This window comes from Curtobacterium sp. BH-2-1-1 (assembly GCF_001806325.1).
Lineage (GTDB): Bacteria > Actinomycetota > Actinomycetes > Actinomycetales > Microbacteriaceae > Curtobacterium.
In genome coordinates this window covers 805,073-822,207 of record NZ_CP017580.1, presented here as the reverse complement: position 1 = coordinate 822,207, position 17,135 = coordinate 805,073, and the positions used below count along the sequence as shown (strand labels likewise).

Genomic DNA, 17,135 nt, shown 5'->3' with positions numbered 1-17,135 from the left:
CACAGCAGTCTAGGGAACCCAGCAGTCGTGGATCAAGCCGGTCACACCGCGTGACACGGTGTTCACGGGCGTGCTGATGCTCCGGACGCGCTGATCGGATGCCGGCACCCGGATCTCGCGCCAGCCGACGATCGTGTACGACTTGTCGAGGACCTGGACGGCGCACTTCGCGACCGTGCCGGGGTCGACGGAGATCTGCGTGTGCACGACCACCTGGTGGTCGGAGACGACCTGGTACCCGACGTCGTCGGTGTCGAGGCCGTGGCTGGTCTGCCCGGGACCGGCCCAGACCACCCAGACGATGAACACCAGGGCGACGGCGGCAGCGGCGACGATCCCGATCAGCCGCGTGCGACGAGCGCGTCCGGGGGTGCGGCCGTAGCGGTCGTCCAGCGTCGCGGTGGTGCTGGCGGACGGCTGAGGTGCCGGTTGGTGCTGCGGTTCGGACAGTTCGGGGCTCCCGGGGTGATTATCCTGATCCCAGGGTAGTTCACGTGACACTGTGTGCTGCCACGCGATCAGTGAGGAAGACCAGTGCCGTACCGCTTGATGGCCGTCCACGCCCATCCCGACGACGAGTCGAGCAAGGGAGCGGCGACCGCGGCGAAGTACGCGGCCGAGGGCAACGAGGTCCTCGTGGTCTCCTGCACGGGCGGCGAGGCGGGGGACATCCTCAACGACCAGCTCGGCGAGCCCGCCACGAGCCGGGCGCACCGCGACATGGCCGGGTACCGCCGCACCGAGATGGCCGGGGCCCAGGCGGCGCTCGGCATCGACCACCTGTGGCTCGGGTACCACGACTCCGGCCTGCCCGACGCCGAGAAGGGCGAGACGGTCCGGCCCGGCACCTTCTCGACGGTGCCGCTCGAGTACTCGACCGAGGCCCTGGTGCGGGTCATCCGGCGCTTCCGCCCGCACGTGCTCGTCACGTACGACGAGAACGGCGGCTACCCGCACCCGGACCACATCCGGACGCACGAGGTCTCGGTGGCCGCCTGGCGCGACGCCGCGGACCCCGAGAAGTACCCCGACGCCGGGCCCGCGTGGTCCGTCGCGAAGCTCTACTACGAGCGCACCATGAACCCCCGGCGCTTCCGGACGATCTTCGAGGCCCTGCAGGAACGCGACCCGGACAGCCCGGCGGTCGAGCAGCTGCGCGAGTGGGTCGAACGGTTCGCCGACCGGCCCGACCTCGCCACGACCCACGTCGACGTGCACGAGTACTTCGACGCGCGTGACGCGGCGCTCCGGGCCCACGCGAGCCAGGTGCCGCCGGACAGCGCCTTCTTCTACTGGCCGAACGACCTCCTCGCGACGGTGTGGCCGACCGAGGACTACCAGCTCGTCGAGGCCCGCGTGCCGACCGAGCTCCCCGAGTCCGACCTGTTCGCGGGGATCCCTGCCGACAAGGACACCACTGCGTGAGCACCCTCCACGCGGCACTCGCCGCGACCCCCAGCCCGAGCCCGACCTCGAGCGTCCCGGACGTCGACGTGACGCCCGGCGTCGCGGGCTTCATCGCGATCGCGGTCGTGGCCATCGTGACGATCCTGCTCGTGATCGACATGACCCGGCGCATCCGGCGGACCCGCTACCGGGCGGAGATCCGGGAGCGGCTCGAGGCCGAGGCGAACGGCACCGCGGGTGGCGAGCGTGACGGCGTCGACCGTGACGGCATCGATCGCGACGGCGTCGCGACGGACGAGCCGGAGCGGCGTGCGGCCGAGGACGGCCGGGCCGACGTCGGGGACGACACCGAGCGCGGCTGACGCCACGGGCGCGACGGGCGCGGCTGACGCGATCGGCGCGGTGGACCCGCGTGTGTGCGGGACGGGAGGCACGGTGCGGGCCCGACCCGCGCCTCCCGTCCGACAGACCGTCGCGGTCAGCGCACCGGGTCCAGCGCCACGATGAGGACACCCGCCCACTGGGCGGCGAACGCGACGACCGTGAGTGCGTGGAAGACCTCGTGGAAGCCGAACACCGTCGGCGACGGGTTCGGCCGCTTGAAGCCGTACACGAGCGCACCGAGGATGTAGGCCACGCCGCCGGAGAGCACGAGGACCGTCATCGGGACGCTCGCGGCGAAGAACTGCGGCAGCAGCCCGAGCGCCGCGCAGCCGAGCACGAGGTAGATCGGCACGTAGAGCCACCGGGGCGCCCCGATCCAGAGGACCCGGAAGGCGATGCCGAGCGCCGCGCCGGACCACATCACCCAGAGCACCACGACCATCAGGGTGTGCGGCAGGGCGCAGATCGCCACGGGTGTGTACGTGCCGGCGATGAGCAGCAGGATGTTCGTGTGGTCGATGCGCTTGAGCACCGCCTTGACCGTCGGGCCCCAGGGGAACCGGTGGTAGGTCGCCGAGACGCCGAACATCGCGAGCGACGTCGCCATGAACACGGCGCTGCCCACCTTCGCCGCGGGTGAGCCCGCGAGGACGATGAGCACGATGCCCATCGCGATGGCGAACGGGAACGCCCCGAGGTGGATCCAACCGCGCCACGCGGGCCGGGGTTCGGACGCGCTGGCGGTCGTCCGTCCGGCGGTCGCGGTGCTCGCGGCCTCGTCGGTGAAGGGGACGTGGGGGAGGGTCCCGGTGTCGTGCTCGGCCTGCATGGTCCGACCGTAGGGGCCGATGCCGAACGAACGCCGAACACGGGCGGGCGGCCCGGGGAACGCGGCTCGCTCCGAGGCACCGTGCACTATGTTCGTTCCGTGACCGGCAGGGTGGGATGGGCAGGACGAGGGATCCTCTACCGCGCCTACCAGAACCGGATCCGCCGGCAGATCGACGGCTCGGCGATGCCGAAGCACGTCGCCATGATCGTGGACGGCAACCGTCGCTGGGCGAAGCAGCTCGGCCTCGAGTCCGCCGCGCACGGGCACCGCGCGGGCGCCGCGAAGATCCCGGAGTTCCTGACGTGGTGCGACGACCTCGGCATCGAGGTCGTGACGCTCTACCTGCTGTCGTCCGACAACCTCAAGGGTCGTGGCGGCGACGAGCTCGAGCAGCTCGTCGGCATCATCGCCGACCTCGCGGGGACCCTGGCCGACCACCGGGACTGGCGGGTCCAGCACGTCGGCTCGAACGAGGGCCTGCCCGAACCCCTCGTCGCCGCGCTCTCCGCCGCCGAGCAGCGCACGGCGGAGCACACCGGGCTGCACGTGAACCTCGCGGTCGGCTACGGCGGCCGTCGGGAGATCGCGGACGCCATGCGCAGCATCGTGCAGGCGCACGACGAGGGCGGCGGCACGCTCGACACCCTGGCCGAGGTCCTCACGCCCGAGCTCATCGGCGACCACCTCTACACCCAGGGGCAGCCGGACCCCGACCTGGTCATCCGGACGTCGGGCGAGCAGCGGTTGTCCGACTTCATGCTGTGGCAGAGCGCGCACAGCGAGTTCTACTTCGTCGAGGCGCTCTACCCGGACCTGCGCGAGGTCGACTTCCTGCGCGCCGTCCGCGACTTCGGGTTGCGGTCCCGCCGGTACGGCGGCTGACGACCGCCGTTCCCCGCACTGCGGCGTCTGTCGGCCGTTCATCCCAGTAGACTCACAGGGTTTTCGTCCCACGGAAGGTTGCCCCTGTGAACATCGCCGAGTACGCCTCAGGCTTCGCCGAGGAGCCCGGCTACCTCGACCACGCCGCCTTCGGTCCCGTCCAGACCGCTGTCCTCGAGGAGCAGCGCGTGCTCGGGACGATCCAGGAGCACATGCGCTTCGGCGCCATGGAGACGCTCGACGAGCAGGACGCCCGGGTCCGCACCGTCGCCGCACGGCTCGTCGGACGGCGCGAGGACCAGGTCGTCTCGCAGACCGCCACGACCCCTGGGCTCCTGCACACCGCGTTCGGGCTCACCGGCGGCGTGCTCGTCTCCGCCGACGAGTACCCCTCGCTGCCGCTGGCCCTCGCGAGTGCTGCCTCGGCCACGGGCGGTCGCGTGCAGCCCGTCGTGATCGAGTCCGGCGCCGGGTGGATGACGCCGTCGCTCATCGAGTCGCGCCTGTCCGACGACGTCACCGCGGTCGCCGTCTCGCTCGTCGACTGGCAGACCGGCTACCTCGCCGACCTCGCCGCCATCCGCGAGGTCATCGGCGACCGCCTCCTCATCGTCGACGCCATCCAGGGCTTCGGCGTGGTCGACGCCCCGTACGAGCTCGCCGACGTCGTCGCGACCGGCGGCCAGAAGTGGCTGCACGCCGGGTGGGGGACCGGGTTCACCGCGTTCAGCGACCGTGCCCTGAGCCGCCTCCGGCCCGCACTGTCCGGCCCGCACGGCACGACCGGGTGGCCGACCGAGGTCCCGTCGGTCCGTCCGGGTGCCGCCGGCTTCCAGATGACCCGCATCGACCCGGTGTCGCAGGCACGCCTGGCGGTGTCGCTCGACCGGCTCACGGCCGTCGGCGTCGCCGCCGTGCAGGAGCGGGTCACCGACCGGGTCGAGCGGGTGTTCGACATCGCCGACGAGTTCGGCCTCGCCGTCGAGTCCAGCCGCGACCCCCGGGAGCGCGCCGGGATCGTGGTGCTCCGACCGCCGCAGGGACGGCTCACCGCGCTGTCCGCGGCGTTCCACAACCACGGCGTGACGGTCACGACGCGGCTCGGGGTCGCGCGGGTGTCGGTGTTCGCGTCCACCACGGACGAGACGCTCGACATGTTCCGCGACGCCTGCCTGTCGTACGCCACGATGCAGTAGCGGCCGCGCTGTTCACGTGACCGTAACTCGGGGAACCGCGTGTCGCTGGTGCCGTGTCGGGGGTCGGACGTAGCTTGTCCCCATCGGGCACCGCGCCCGATCGAAGCGGCCACAGCCGGTGCTTCGCAGACCCGCTCCACGGCCGCGTTCGAGGACATGGACCGGGCCGAGCGCGGCCCGGGGATGGAGTGGTCGTGACCTCTCAGAACGTCTCTCGCGGAACACAGCAGCAGCACACCGCGGACTCGTCCACATCGGTCGCCCAGCGCACCTACGTGCTCGACACCTCGGTGCTCCTCAGCGATCCGCGGGCACTGTTCCGCTTCGCGGAGCACGCGGTGGTCCTGCCCGTCGTGGTCGTCAGCGAACTGGAGTCCAAGCGCAACGACCCGGAGATCGGGTACTTCGCCCGGCAGGCACTCCGACTCCTCGACGAGCTCCGGATCGAGCACGAGCGGCTCGACTTCCCGATCGCGATCGGCGACGGCGGCTCGTTCCGGGTCGAGCTGAACCACTCGAACCAGTCCGTCCTCCCGTCCGGGCTGCAGCTCGGCGACAACGACTCGCGGATCCTCGCGGTCGCCTCGAACCTCAAGAACGACGGACTCGACGTGGTCGTCGTGTCGAAGGACCTGCCGCTGCGCGTCAAGGCGTCCTCGATCGGCATGGCGGCGGAGGAGTACCGCGCCGAGCTCGCGGTCGACTCCGGGTACACGGGCATCGCCGACCTGCAGGTGTCCGGCGAGCAGATGTCCGACCTCTGGGAGAAGGAGGAGATCCGCTCGTCGCAGCTCGACGGCGTCCCGGTCAACACCGGCGTCGTCATCCACTCCGAGCGCGGCTCGGCCCTCGGCCGCGTGCACACCGCCGGTGCGGTGGCGCTGGTGCGTGGCGACCGCGAGGTCTTCGGCCTCCGCGGGCGCTCCGCCGAACAGCGGCTGGCGATCGACGCCCTGCTCGACCCGGAGATCGGCATCGTCTCGCTCGGCGGCAGCGCCGGCACGGGCAAGTCGGCGCTCGCGCTCTGCGCCGGTCTCGAGGCCGTCCTCGAACGCCAGCAGCACAAGAAGATCATGGTGTTCCGGCCGCTCTACGCGGTGGGCGGCCAGGAGCTCGGGTACCTGCCGGGCGACGCGTCCGAGAAGATGAACCCGTGGGCACAGGCGGTGTACGACACGCTCGGCGCCCTGGTCTCCGACAACGTCCTCGACGAGGTCGTCGAGCGGGGCATGCTCGAGGTGCTCCCGCTGACGCACATCCGCGGGCGCTCCCTGCACGACGCGTTCGTGATCGTGGACGAGGCGCAGTCCCTCGAGCGGAACGTGCTGCTCACGATGCTGTCCCGCATCGGGCAGAACTCGCGGGTGGTCCTCACGCACGACGTGGCGCAGCGTGACAACCTGCGGGTCGGTCGGCACGACGGGGTCGCGTCGGTGATCGAGCGGCTCAAGGGACACCCGCTGTTCGCGCACGTGACTTTGACGCGCTCGGAGCGGTCCGCGATCGCGGCGCTGGTGACGGAGATGCTCGACTCGCCCGACCTGGTCTAGCGGCGGCACGCTGCGCGTCGAACCACGAAACCGACGTCGAACCGGCCCTGGATGCTGGTTCGATGTCGGTTTCGTGGTTCCGAACAACCCGACGGACAGGAGGCACGGTGCCAGCTGGCACCGCGCCTCCTGTCCGTGACAGGGTGCGTCAGTTCGGGTGCGTCATGCTGAGCACGTCGAGGGCGCTGTCGAGCTGCTCCTCGGTGACCTCGCCCCGCTCGACGTGGCCGAGGGCGATCACGGCCTCGCGCACGGTGACGCCTTCCTGCACCGCGAACTTCGCGACCTTCGCCGCCGCCTCGTACCCGATCACGCGGTTGAGCGGGGTGACGATGGACGGCGAGGACTCGGCGAACGCGCGGGCGCGGTCGAGGTTCGCCTCGAGCCCGTCGATCGTCTTGTCGGCGAGCACCCGCGAGCTGTTCGCGAGCAGGCGGATCGACTCGAGCAGCGCGGTGCCCATCACGGGGATCGCGACGTTCAGCTCGAACGCACCGGAGGCGCCCGCCCACGCGATGGTGGCGTCGTTGCCGATCACGCGTGCGGCGACCATGAGCGTGGCCTCGGGGATGACGGGGTTGACCTTGCCGGGCATGATCGACGAGCCGGGCTGGAGGTCCGGGATGTGCAGTTCGCCGAGGCCCGTGTTCGGCCCGGAGCCCATCCACCGGAGGTCGTTGTTGACCTTCGTCAGGCTGACCGCGATGACCTTGAGTGCCCCGGACGCCTCGACCAGGGCGTCCCGGGCGCCCTGCGCCTCGAAGTGGTCGAGCGCCTCGGTGACGGGCAGCCCGGTGTCGCTCGCGAGCTGGGCGATGACCCGCTGCGGGAAGCCCTTCGGGGTGTTGATCCCGGTGCCGACGGCCGTGCCGCCGAGCGGGACCTCGGCCACGCGGGGGAGCGTCGCGTTCACCCGCTCGATGCCGAGACGGACCTGGCGCGCGTAGCCGCCGAACTCCTGCCCGAGGGTGACGGGCGTGGCGTCCATGAGGTGCGTGCGGCCGGACTTCACCGCGTCGGCCCAGAGCGTGGCCTTCGCCTCGAGCGACTCGGCGAGGTGCTCGAGCGCCGGGACGAGCGTGCGGATGAGGGCCTCGGTCACGGCGACGTGCACCGATGTCGGGAACACGTCGTTCGAGGACTGCGAGGCGTTCACGTGGTCGTTCGGGTGCACCGGGGCACCGGCGACCTCGGACGCGAGGGTCGCGAGGACCTCGTTCATGTTCATGTTCGACGAGGTCCCGCTGCCGGTCTGGTAGACGTCGACGGGGAACTGGTCGTGGTGGGCGCCACCGATGATGGTGTCCGCCGCCTCGACCACGGCAGCGGCCAGGGTCGGGTCGACGATGCCGAGCTCACCGTTGACGATCGCGGCCGCCCGCTTGATCCGGGCGAGGGCGACGATCTGCGCCGACTCGAGCCCGCTCCCGGAGATCGGGAAGTTCTCCACCGCCCGCTGGGTCTGCGCCCGGTAGAGCGCGGACACCGGCACCCGGACCTCGCCCATGGTGTCGTGCTCGATGCGGTACTCGCCGGAGCTGTCGGTCACGGTGGTCGGGGTGGTGTCGGTCACGTCGTCGTGGTCCTTCCTGGGGTGCTCGCCGGCCGCGGTCGCGCCGGCTGGTGGGTGTCCCGATGGTGTCCGGGACGGGTCGTCGTGGCGGTCGGTCAGGCCTGGCCCACGACGGTGTCGACGGCGACCTCGCCCGTGGTGAGGTCGTAGGTCGCGCCGACGACGGCCAATCTACCCTCGGCGATCGCGTCCGAGACGGCGCCGGAGCGTTCGATCACCTGACGGAGCGTGGCTTCGAGGTGCGCGGCGCCGACGGATTCCTGGGGGACGTCGGCGTCGGTGGTGCGGACGCGCTCGACGCTCGGGGCGATGGCGTCGACGAGGGCCTGCAGGTGCGGGGCGGGGACGGGCTCGCCGGAGCGGGCGGCCGCGACGGCGCCGCACTTGGTGTGCCGGAGGACGACAACGAGCGGCGTGCCGAGCGCGACGACGGCGAACTCGATCGATCCGAGCACGACGTCGTCGACGATCTGGCCGGCGTTGCGGATGGCGAAGAGGTCACCGATGCCGGCGTCGAACACGTGCTCGAACGGCACGCGGGAGTCCGAGCAGCCGAGGACGGTGGCGAACGGTGCCTGCGACCCGGCGAGCTCCGAGCGGCGGTCCGGGTCGATCCGGCCGGTGCGGCGCTTGTCGGCGGCGAAGCGGGCGTTGCCCTCGACGAGGAGTCGGAGGGCGTCGGACGGGGTGGAGGCGGCGCGGTCGGGCATGGGGCTCCTCGGGTGCTTCGGGTGGTTCGGGTCGTGGTCGTGCTGCTGCTGCGGCGGGTGTTTGCTCGTCAGTTCGCGAACTGCTTGCTGACGGCGGTCGCGACGGTCCGGAAGGAGGTGTCGTCGGCGGTGCCGGACAGGACGACGGTGCCCTGGTCGAACGTCGACACGAGCGAGTACGCCTGGTTGCCCGCGTCGTCGCCCTCGGCCCGGCGGTCGTACACGGTCCACTTCGTCCCGGCGATCGTGCGGGTGCCCGTGGCGGCGTGCTGGTCGAGCTGGTTCGACACCCAGGTCGCGTTCGCGTCGATGCCCTGCTGCAGTCCGATGTACTGCTTGTCCGGCGTGAGCAGGCCGACGGTCCAGACGCTCACCCCGTCGGACGTCTTGTCCTGGTAGTCGGCACGGTTGGACGAGAAGTCGCGCGGCAACGCGGGCGCGGCGAGCGTGACGCCCGGCACCTGGGCCTGCGAGGCCACCTGGCGGTAGTCGACCGTCCGGTCGCCGATCGTGGTGTCCGGACGCACGACGACCGCGACGAGGAACAGCACGATGCCGAGCGACGCGATGAGTGCGAGCACGAGGTTGAACGCGGTCTGGTGCTGCCGCCGGGCGGTGCGGGCGGCGTCCTTGCGCGCCCAGGTCTCCTCCGGTGTCTCGGGGCGGCCCAGCTCGGCGACGATCGGGCGGCCGTCGGCGTCGGTCATCGCGCTGCGCCGTCCTCGGACTCGGACGCGGCGCGTGCGGCGTCGAGCCGGGCCCGGGCGCCGACGAGCCACTCTTCGCACCGGGCGGCCAGGGACTCGCCCCGTTCCCACAGGGACAGCGAGCGTTCGAGCGTGGCCGATCCCTGTTCGAGCTCGGCGACGACGCGCACGAGTTCGTCGCGCGCCGCTTCGTAGCTCAGCGACCGGACGTCGGGCTGCTCGGGTTCCTGCTGGGATGACACCCCTCGATCCTACCGAGCGCCCACCGACGTGCCGCCCGCGGGGGCGAACCCGTGGACAACTCCCGGCCGCGTAGGGTCTGGGGGCATGACGGACCTCCCCGACGGCGCGACCTGGTACCCGGCCCCGGACCCCGCGGACGCGCGACCCGACGTCGCCCTCGTCCTGCCCGGCGGCGGGTACCACGGCCACGCCGCCCACGAGGGGGAGGGCTACGCCCGGTGGCTCAACACGATCGGCATCTCCGCCGTGGTCTTCGCGTACCCGGTCGCCCCGCACCGGCACCCCGACGCCGTGGTGGCGACCAGGACGCTCCTGCGGGACCTGCGCGCCGGACGGTACCCGGGCCTCCCGTCCGCTCCACGCGTCCTGCTGGTCGGCTCGTCCGCGGGTGGCCACCTCGCTGCCCTCGTCTCGAACGCGCCGACGCCCGACGAACGCGCCGTGTCGGACGTGGACGACCGACCCGACCTCGCGCTGCTCTGCTACCCGGTGGTCTCGATGACCGACCACCAGCACCGGGGGAGCGCGGACAACCTGCTCGGCACGGGGGCGACGGTGTGGGCGCTGGGGGCGCTCGACACGGAGCTCATGGTCGACGGCGCGACCCCGCCGACGTTCCTCTGGCACACCGCCGAGGACCCGGCCGTCCACGTCACGCACTCGCTGCGCTACGGGCAGGCTCTCGCGCGCCGGGCGGTGCCGTTCGAACTGCACGTCTTCGAGCGTGGCGCGCACGGGATCGGGCTCGCTGAGGGCACCGGGACCGCTGCCGCGTGGCCGGGCGTCGCCGAGGCCTGGCTGCGCGACCGCGGATGGTGACCACTGGCCGCCGCGACGCCCGCCGCGACACCCGCCGCGACGTCGGCCGGGGTCAGGCGCCGTCCGGACCGGGACCGTCCGGCTCGAGCGTCCCGGTGGCGGTGCCCGCGCCGAGCGTCACGTGCACCGGCGTCGCACCGCTGAGGTCCTCCGAGCCCCGCACCACGCCGCCGTCGGCCGTCTGCACGATCGCGTAGCCACGCCGCAGGGTGTCCCGCGGGGACAGCGCCCGGAGCCGGGCGGTGAGGTGCCCGACCTCGGAGTGGGAGCGTTCGAGCCGGCGGTCGAGGAGTTCACGGGCGCGGGAGAGGTCGCGCGCCACCTCTTCCGCGCGGGTGTCGACGAGCCAGGCGGTGGACGCCAGGGCGGGACGGGAGCGCAGGGCCGCGATCCGGTCCGCCTCGACCGAGAGGGTGTGCGACAACCGGAGCCCGAGTCGTGCCCGCGCCTGCCGGACGTTGGCGAGTTCCTCGGCGACGTCGGGCACCACGCGCTTGGCGGCGTCGGTCGGGGTGGAGGCACGGAGGTCGGCGACCTCGTCGAGGATCGGCCGGTCGGCCTCGTGCCCGATCGCCGAGACGATGGGGGTGCTCGCAGCGGCCGCGGCACGGACGAGTCCCTCGTCGCTGAAGCCGAGCAGGTTCTGGAAGTCGCCGCCGCCGCGGGCCACGATGATGACGTCGACGGTCGGGTCGGCGTCGAGCTCGAGGATCGCCGCGGTGACCTCGCTCACGGCGCGCTCACCCTGCACGGCCGTGTGGACCGTCCGGAACTCGACCTGCGGCCACCGGAGCTGGGCGTTGCGCTTGACGTCCTTCTCGGCGTCGGAGTCCTTGCCGGTGATCAGCCCGATCCGGTGCGGCAGGAAGGGCAGGCGCTTCTTCCGGGACGGGTCGAACAACCCTTCCTCGGCGAGGGTGCGGCGCAGGCGTTCGAGGCGCTCGAGCAGGTCACCGAGTCCGACGTGCTTCATCTCGACGACCTGCATCGTCAGCGAGCCGCCCTTGACCCAGTAGTTCGGCTTGACGGCCGCGACGACCCGGTCGCCCTGCTTGATGTCCGCGGGGACCCGGGAGCGCACGCTCGACCAGATCGAGAACGACACGGTGGCGTCGACGTCGACGTCCTTGAGCTTGCCGTAGACGTTGCCGCCCGCGACGTTCCACTGGGTGATCTCGCCCTCGACCCAGGCGGTGCCGAGCCGGTCGATCCAGTCGCGGAGCTTCGCGCCGAGCAGCGCGACGGGCCACGGGTCGTCAGCCGTCGGGGGACCCTGTTCGATCGCCAATGTCGTTCCTTCCACGCGGGACGTCCATGCTGCCCGAGACCGGTGACAGCGCGCTCCGGACGGGTTGTCCACAGGTCCGTGCGCGCTCAGCCCGCGCGCGTCCCGCTCACCTATCATCGGGGACGTGACGATCACCAACGGCCACACGGTCCCGCTCGCCCCGCCGCGGGTCCTCGCGGCGCGCGGCCGCCTGCGGGACGAACCGGTCGCCGGTACGAAGAAGGTCCTGCTCGCCGCCCCCCGCGGGTACTGCGCGGGCGTCGACCGCGCCGTGGTCGCGGTCGAGAAGGCGCTCGAGCAGTACGGCGAGCCCGTGTACGTCCGCAAGCAGATCGTCCACAACGTCCACGTCGTGTCGACGCTCGAGCAGCGCGGAGCGGTCTTCGTCGACGACGTCGCCGAGGTCCCGCGCGGTTCGCACGTGGTCTTCAGCGCGCACGGCGTCTCACCGGCCGTGGTGGCGGGCGCCGCCGACCGCGACCTGCACGCCATCGACGCCACGTGCCCGCTCGTCACGAAGGTCCACAGGGAGGCGACGCGCTTCGCGAAGGCCGACCGCACCATCATCCTCATCGGGCACGCCGGCCACGAAGAGGTCGAGGGCACCATGGGCCACGCACCCGACCGCACGATCCTGGTCAACGGACCGGACGACGTCGCCGCGCTCGAGGTCCCCGACCCCGAGAACCTCGTCTGGCTCTCGCAGACCACGCTGAGCGTCGACGAGACGATGGAGACCGTCCGGCTCCTGCGCGAGAAGTTCCCCGCGATCGAGGACCCGCCCTCCGACGACATCTGCTACGCCACCCAGAACCGCCAGGTCGCGATCAAGAAGGTCGCCCCCGGAGCCGACCTCGTGATCGTGGTCGGCTCGGCGAACTCCTCGAACAGCGTCCGCCTGGTCGAGGTCGCGCTGGAGCACGGCGCGAAGGCAGCACACCGCGTCGACTACGCCGCCGAGATCCAGCAGGACTGGCTCACCGGAGTCGGCACCGTCGGCGTCACGAGCGGCGCCAGCGTCCCGGAAGAGCTCGTCACCGAGGTCCTCGACCAGCTCGCGGACGCCGGCTACGCCACGGTGGAAGAGGTCGTCACGGCACACGAAGACCTCATGTTCTCGCTGCCGAAGGAACTCCGCACGGACGCCTCGGGCAACCCGACGCGCGCACTCGGCGGGCGTCGCCGGTGAGCGGGGGCACGGACGGCTGGTCCGCGGTGCCCGCCCGCGAGCCGGGTCAGGTCGTCGATCCCTCCCTCGGCCAGGAGGCGCGGCGCACCCCCGCCACGTCGGCCGACGGTGACGCGCACGGTCGCGTCCACGGCCGTCCCGCACCGCAGTACGGCGAGTACGCGCCCGACGGTTGGGTGAACCCGGTGCTCGTCGAACAGGAGCGCCTCGAGCACGAGGAGCGCTCCCGAGCGGCCGGCGAACGCGAGACCCGCGACCACCCCGCTCGCGACCGCGATCCCCGTGCCGGTGCCCCGCGGCCCGGCCCGGCGACCGACGGCGGGACGGCCCGCCCGACACCCCTCGCCGGACGCTTCGGCCGCACCCCGCTCGACTTCGTCCTGACGGTCGGGCTGCTCGTGATCGGGCTCTGGTCGGTCGTCGAGTCCCTCGCCGTCGGTACGACTGCCTCGACGATCCGGACCCTCGTCGAGCGCCAGTACACCGAGCTGTCCGACCCGGCGGCGCTGTCGACCGCCGTGCTCGTGCGGGCGGTCGTGCTCGTCGTGGTGTTCGTGCTCGTGGCCTGGTGGTCGATCCGACGGCTCCGTGCCCGGCGCTGGACGTTCTGGGTCCCGCTCGTGGGCGGTGTCGTCGCGTCGGTGCTCGGCATCGTGCCGGTGATGGTCGTGCTCTTCCAGGACCCGGCGTTCACGGCGTACGTGCAGCGGATGGCCGCCGGCGGCTGACCCGCCCGCCGGGCGCTTCCGCGTCAGCCGGCCAGGAACGCGGCGACGGCGCCGTGCAGGGACGCGAGGTCGTCGACGTGCACGAGCTCGCGGATCGAGTGCATCGACAGCAGCCCGACGCCGATGTCGATCGTCGGGATCCCGAGCCGGGTCGCCGCGATCGGGCCGATGGTCGAGCCGCCCGGGATCGTGTTCACGTTGACGAACGGCTGCCACGGCACGCCCGCGGCAGCACACGCGGTGGCCCAGACGGCCTCGCCCTTCGCCTCGGTCATGTAGCGCTGGTTCGCGCTGATCTTCAGGAGCGGGCCCGCTCCCGGACGCGGACGGTTCGTGGGGTCGTGCTTCTCCGGCTGGTTCGGGTGCACGAGGTGCCCGGCGTCGCTCGACAGCAGCCACGAGGCACGGAACGCTCGCGCGGCTTCGGAACGGGTGGCGCCGAGGCCCTCCTGCACGCGCCCGAGGACGTCCTCGAGGAAGGGACCGCCGGCACCGGACGGGGTCGAGGACCCGATCTCCTCGTGGTCGAACGCCGCGAACACGGGGATGTGGTCGCCGTCGGCCGGGGCCTCGACGATGCCGCGGAGTCCGGCGTGCACGCTCGTCAGGTTGTCCATCCGGCCCGAGGCGAGGAACTCGCGGTCGATGCCGATGCGCGCGGGAGCCTGGGTGTCGGCGAGGAAGAGGTCCCACGACACGGCACCGTCGCCGAGCCGAGCGCGCAGCCACGACACCACGTCCGTCCCACCCGTGTCGCCGTCGACCCCGACGATCGGCAGGGTGTGCCGCTGGCGGTCGATCTCCTTGCCGTCGTTCACGCCGCGGTCGAGGTGGATCGCGAGGTTCGGGATGCGGGCGACGGCGTCGGTGGACACCAGACGGACCGTCCCGTCCGCGTCGACGACCCGGCCGGCGATGCGGAGGTCGCGGTCGAACCACGTGGAGAGGAGCGCGCCGCCGTAGACCTCGACGTTCAGCTGCTCCCAGCCGCCGGTGCGCACGCCGGGGTTCGGCTTGATGCGGAACCCGGGGGAGTCGGTGTGGGCGCCGAGGATCCGGAACGGGGTGGTCGGGGTGGCCCCGGACGGCAGACGCCAGGCGATGACGGCACCGTCACGGACCACCACGTAGGCGCCGGGCGTCGTCGGCCAGGCGCCGAGCTCGTCGAGCTCCTCGAACCCCGCGGCGACGAGGCGGTCCCGGGCGGCCGCTGCCGCGTGGAACGCGGTGGGGGACTCGGTGACGAACTGGGCGAAGTCGGAGGCGATGGCGTCGGCGGTCACCCGACCATCGTGGCACGGCGGTGGAGGTGACCGGACGCAGAACGGGGCGCGTCCGTCGGACGCGCCCCGTTCCTCCAGGCTGTTGCTCGGGGTGTCAGCCCTTGGTGTGGCCGGCCGAGCCGAGCACCTTCGCGGCCTCGCCCACGCGAGCCGCCATGGCGGTCTCCGCGACCTTGCCCCAGGCGCGCGGGTCGTACTGCTTCTTGTTGCCGACCTCGCCGTCGATCTTCAGGACGCCCTCGTAGTTCCGGAACATCGAGTCGGCGATCGAGCGCGTGAACGCGTACTGCGTGTCCGTGTCGATGTTCATCTTGATGACGCCGTTGCGGACGGCCTCGTGGATCTCGTCGTCGGTCGAGCCGGAGCCACCGTGGAAGACGAGGTCGAGGGGGTTCTCGCCGGTGCCGTGCTTGGCCGCGACGGAAGCCTGGATCTCGCCGAGGAGCTCGGGGCGGAGCTTGACGTTGCCCGGCTTGTAGACGCCGTGCACGTTGCCGAACGTGAGCGCGGCGATCCAGCGGCCCTTGTCGCCCAGGCCGAGTGCGTCGACCACCTTCTCGACGTCGTTCGGGGTCGTGTACAGGGCGTCGTTCGTGCCCTCGTGCTCGACGCCGTCCTCTTCGCCGCCGACGACGCCGATCTCGACCTCGAGGATCGCGTTGATGTTCCGCGTCTTCTCGATCATCGTCTTGGCGATCTCGATGTTCTCGTCGAGCGGCACGGCCGAGCCGTCCCACATGTGCGACTGGAAGATCGGGTTGCGGCCGGCGCGGACCTCTTCCTCGCTCGCTGCGATGAGCGGCAGGACGAAGCCGTCGAGGGCGTCCTTCGGGCAGTGGTCGGTGTGCAGCGCGACGGTGATGTCGTAGTTCTTCGCGACCTCGTGGGCGAACTTCGCCATCGCGAGGGCACCGGCGGCGCGGTTCTTGACGGTGTGGCCGGCGAAGTAGTCGGCGCCACCCGTGGTCACCTGGAGGATGCCGTCCGAGCCCGCCTCGGCGAGGCCCTGGAGGACCGCGTTGATCGTCTGTGACGACGACACGTTGACGGCGGGGTACGCGAACTTGCCGGCCTTCGCTCGTTCGATCATCTCGGCGTACTGTTCCGGCGTTGCGATGGGCACGTGGATCTCCTTCGACTTCGGTGGTGTCCTCGCCGATCGTAGTCAGCCGGACTGGAGGCGCGGTGCGGGTTACGCGGTCGGCCCGCGCCCGGCGTGCACATGCGTCCACGGGCCCGTTGTCCGGACCGTCGGTCGGCTGCCGGTCGGTAGGCTGGCGGTCGTGACTCCCACGACGGAAACCGGCTCCCTGTTCCTCCAGCCCGACCGCAACCTGGCGCTCGAGCTCGTGCGTGCGACGGAGGCCGCGGCGATCCGTGCGCAGCCGTGGGTCGGGCGTGGTGAGAAGAACCTCGCGGACGGTGCCGCCGTCGACGCGATGCGGAAGTTCCTCGGCACGGTGAACTTCGACGGCGTGGTCGTCATCGGTGAGGGCGAGAAGGACAACGCCCCGATGCTCTACAACGGCGAGCACGTCGGCAACGGGCACGGCCCGGCCTGCGACATCGCGGTGGACCCCATCGACGGCACCTCGCTGACCGCCGCGGGTCGCCAGAACGCGATCTCGGTGATGGCCGTCTCGGACCGCGGCTCGATGTACGACCCGTCCGCCGTGTTCTACATGGACAAGATCGCCGCCGGTCCCGAGGGCCGCGGCGTCCTCGACCTCGAGAAGCCCATCGGTGACAACATCCGTGCGCTCGCGAAGGCGAAGAGCAAGGACCTCGAGGACATGCAGATCGCCGTCCTCGACCGTCCCCGCCACGACGAACTCATCCGGGCGATCCGTGCGACCGGTGCCGGCACCCGTCTGCTGCTCGACGGTGACGTCGCCGGTGGCATCGCGGCGGCGCTGCCCGGGTCGACGATCGACATGTGCGTCGGTGTCGGCGGCACCCCGGAGGGCATCATCACCGCGTGCGCGATCAAGGCGCTCGGTGGCGTGATCCTCGGCAAGCTCCAGCCGAAGGACGACGAGGAGCGCGAGAAGGCGATCGCCGCCGGACACGACCTCGACAAGGTGCTGGACCAGGACGACCTGGTCACGGGCGACAACACGTTCTTCGTCGCCACCGGTGTCACCGACGGTGTGCTCGTGGACGGTGTCCGCCGGTCGCGCGGCGTCATCCACACGGACTCGCTCGTGCTGCGGTCCCGCTCGAACACGATCCGTCGCATCCAGGCGGACCACCGCGCCGAGAAGTGGTTCTGATCCGCTGACGCCGCGCGGCGCGGCTCGCTGCTGCGGCCGACCGACGGTCGGGTCGAACCACGAATGCGACA

Annotated in this window: 18 protein-coding genes; 9 read left to right on the top strand and 9 right to left on the bottom strand. The window is 71.8% G+C overall.

The window, feature by feature from the left end:
• Window positions 1-9: 9 nt before the first annotated feature.
• Window positions 10-501 (bottom strand): DUF4307 domain-containing protein, encoded by a 492-nt coding sequence (locus BJK06_RS18105; protein ID WP_175473661.1) that lies wholly within the window; start codon window positions 499-501, stop codon window positions 10-12.
• A gap of 33 nt (window positions 502-534) precedes the next feature.
• On the opposite strand from BJK06_RS18105, the gene mca reads away from it, so the two are divergent.
• Together mca and BJK06_RS03755 are read left to right on the top strand one after the other, a co-directional pair.
• The gene (gene mca / locus BJK06_RS03760; RefSeq protein WP_156794747.1) at window positions 535-1,425 is read left to right on the top strand and encodes a mycothiol conjugate amidase Mca; all 891 of its coding nucleotides are present in this window, start codon (window positions 535-537) and stop codon (window positions 1,423-1,425) included.
• Window positions 1,422-1,769: a hypothetical protein gene (locus tag BJK06_RS03755; RefSeq protein ID WP_070416761.1), complete on the top strand. Its 348-nt coding sequence runs from the start codon at window positions 1,422-1,424 to the stop codon at window positions 1,767-1,769. The genes mca and BJK06_RS03755 overlap by 4 nt, the downstream gene beginning before the upstream one ends.
• Window positions 1,770-1,885: 116 nt before the next feature.
• On the opposite strand, the gene BJK06_RS03750 is transcribed toward BJK06_RS03755, so the two are convergent.
• Entirely contained in the window at window positions 1,886-2,620 is a 735-nt protein-coding gene (locus BJK06_RS03750) for a hemolysin III family protein (protein ID WP_070419188.1), read from the bottom strand.
• A 99-nt stretch (window positions 2,621-2,719) separates the two neighbouring features.
• On the opposite strand from BJK06_RS03750, the gene BJK06_RS03745 reads away from it, so the two are divergent.
• From BJK06_RS03745 to BJK06_RS03735, 3 genes are all read left to right on the top strand, one after another.
• Window positions 2,720-3,505, top strand: coding sequence for an isoprenyl transferase (locus BJK06_RS03745; RefSeq protein ID WP_229085150.1), 786 nt, complete (start codon window positions 2,720-2,722; stop codon window positions 3,503-3,505).
• An 86-nt stretch (window positions 3,506-3,591) separates the two neighbouring features.
• Window positions 3,592-4,701 (top strand): aminotransferase class V-fold PLP-dependent enzyme, encoded by a 1,110-nt coding sequence (locus BJK06_RS03740; protein WP_070416759.1) that lies wholly within the window; start codon window positions 3,592-3,594, stop codon window positions 4,699-4,701.
• A gap of 188 nt (window positions 4,702-4,889) precedes the next feature.
• Window positions 4,890-6,251 carry a PhoH family protein gene (locus BJK06_RS03735; protein WP_181015141.1) on the top strand — a complete coding sequence of 454 codons (1,362 nt, stop codon included), beginning with the start codon at window positions 4,890-4,892 and terminating at the stop codon, window positions 6,249-6,251.
• A 148-nt stretch (window positions 6,252-6,399) separates the two neighbouring features.
• Here BJK06_RS03735 and BJK06_RS03730 read toward each other — a convergent pair whose 3' ends face one another.
• The 4 genes from BJK06_RS03730 to BJK06_RS03715 form a co-directional block, all read right to left on the bottom strand.
• Window positions 6,400-7,800, bottom strand: coding sequence for an aspartate ammonia-lyase (locus BJK06_RS03730; protein WP_070419186.1), 1,401 nt, complete (start codon window positions 7,798-7,800; stop codon window positions 6,400-6,402).
• A 119-nt stretch (window positions 7,801-7,919) separates the two neighbouring features.
• Window positions 7,920-8,534, bottom strand: a complete 615-nt coding sequence (locus BJK06_RS03725; RefSeq protein WP_070416758.1) for a carbonic anhydrase — start codon at window positions 8,532-8,534, stop codon at window positions 7,920-7,922.
• Between the two features lie 68 nt (window positions 8,535-8,602).
• Window positions 8,603-9,241, bottom strand: coding sequence for a DUF4245 domain-containing protein (locus BJK06_RS03720; protein ID WP_070416757.1), 639 nt, complete (start codon window positions 9,239-9,241; stop codon window positions 8,603-8,605).
• Window positions 9,238-9,483, bottom strand: coding sequence for an exodeoxyribonuclease VII small subunit (locus BJK06_RS03715; RefSeq protein ID WP_022906010.1), 246 nt, complete (start codon window positions 9,481-9,483; stop codon window positions 9,238-9,240). The genes BJK06_RS03720 and BJK06_RS03715 overlap by 4 nt, the downstream gene beginning before the upstream one ends.
• A gap of 85 nt (window positions 9,484-9,568) precedes the next feature.
• Between BJK06_RS03715 and BJK06_RS03710 the strand changes: the two genes are divergently transcribed.
• Window positions 9,569-10,303, top strand: a complete 735-nt coding sequence (locus tag BJK06_RS03710) for an alpha/beta hydrolase (RefSeq protein WP_070416756.1) — start codon at window positions 9,569-9,571, stop codon at window positions 10,301-10,303.
• Window positions 10,304-10,355: 52 nt separating this feature from the next.
• Here BJK06_RS03710 and xseA read toward each other — a convergent pair whose 3' ends face one another.
• Window positions 10,356-11,591, bottom strand: coding sequence for an exodeoxyribonuclease VII large subunit (gene xseA / locus BJK06_RS03705; protein ID WP_070416755.1), 1,236 nt, complete (start codon window positions 11,589-11,591; stop codon window positions 10,356-10,358).
• A 124-nt stretch (window positions 11,592-11,715) separates the two neighbouring features.
• Here xseA and BJK06_RS03700 point away from each other — a divergent pair, with 124 nt between their 5' ends.
• On the top strand, window positions 11,716-12,780 hold the full coding sequence (locus BJK06_RS03700) for a 4-hydroxy-3-methylbut-2-enyl diphosphate reductase (protein WP_083295030.1): 1,065 nt from the start codon (window positions 11,716-11,718) through the stop codon (window positions 12,778-12,780).
• On the top strand, window positions 12,777-13,508 hold the full coding sequence (locus BJK06_RS03695) for a DUF6264 family protein (RefSeq protein ID WP_070416754.1): 732 nt from the start codon (window positions 12,777-12,779) through the stop codon (window positions 13,506-13,508). The genes BJK06_RS03700 and BJK06_RS03695 overlap by 4 nt, the downstream gene beginning before the upstream one ends.
• 23 nt (window positions 13,509-13,531) lie before the next feature.
• Here BJK06_RS03695 and BJK06_RS03690 read toward each other — a convergent pair whose 3' ends face one another.
• Both BJK06_RS03690 and fbaA read right to left on the bottom strand, forming a co-directional pair.
• Window positions 13,532-14,791 carry a M18 family aminopeptidase gene (locus tag BJK06_RS03690; RefSeq protein WP_070416753.1) on the bottom strand — a complete coding sequence of 420 codons (1,260 nt, stop codon included), beginning with the start codon at window positions 14,789-14,791 and terminating at the stop codon, window positions 13,532-13,534.
• 94 nt (window positions 14,792-14,885) lie between these two features.
• Window positions 14,886-15,914: a class II fructose-bisphosphate aldolase gene (gene fbaA, locus BJK06_RS03685; RefSeq protein WP_070416752.1), complete on the bottom strand. Its 1,029-nt coding sequence runs from the start codon at window positions 15,912-15,914 to the stop codon at window positions 14,886-14,888.
• Window positions 15,915-16,074: 160 nt separating this feature from the next.
• Between fbaA and glpX the strand changes: the two genes are divergently transcribed.
• On the top strand, window positions 16,075-17,064 hold the full coding sequence (gene glpX / locus BJK06_RS03680; protein WP_083295029.1) for a class II fructose-bisphosphatase: 990 nt from the start codon (window positions 16,075-16,077) through the stop codon (window positions 17,062-17,064).
• The last annotated feature ends 71 nt before the right edge of the window (window positions 17,065-17,135 follow it).

What these genes read in the sequence shown, in the direction of transcription:
- BJK06_RS03750 (WP_070419188.1), bottom strand. Translation starts at nt 2,620, where the DNA reads ATGCAGGCCGAGCACGACACCGGGACCCTCCCCCACGTCCCCTTCACC.
- BJK06_RS03725 (WP_070416758.1), bottom strand. Translation starts at nt 8,534, where the DNA reads ATGCCCGACCGCGCCGCCTCCACCCCGTCCGACGCCCTCCGACTCCTC.
- BJK06_RS03720 (WP_070416757.1), bottom strand. Translation starts at nt 9,241, where the DNA reads ATGACCGACGCCGACGGCCGCCCGATCGTCGCCGAGCTGGGCCGCCCC.
- BJK06_RS03710 (WP_070416756.1), top strand. Translation starts at nt 9,569, where the DNA reads ATGACGGACCTCCCCGACGGCGCGACCTGGTACCCGGCCCCGGACCCC.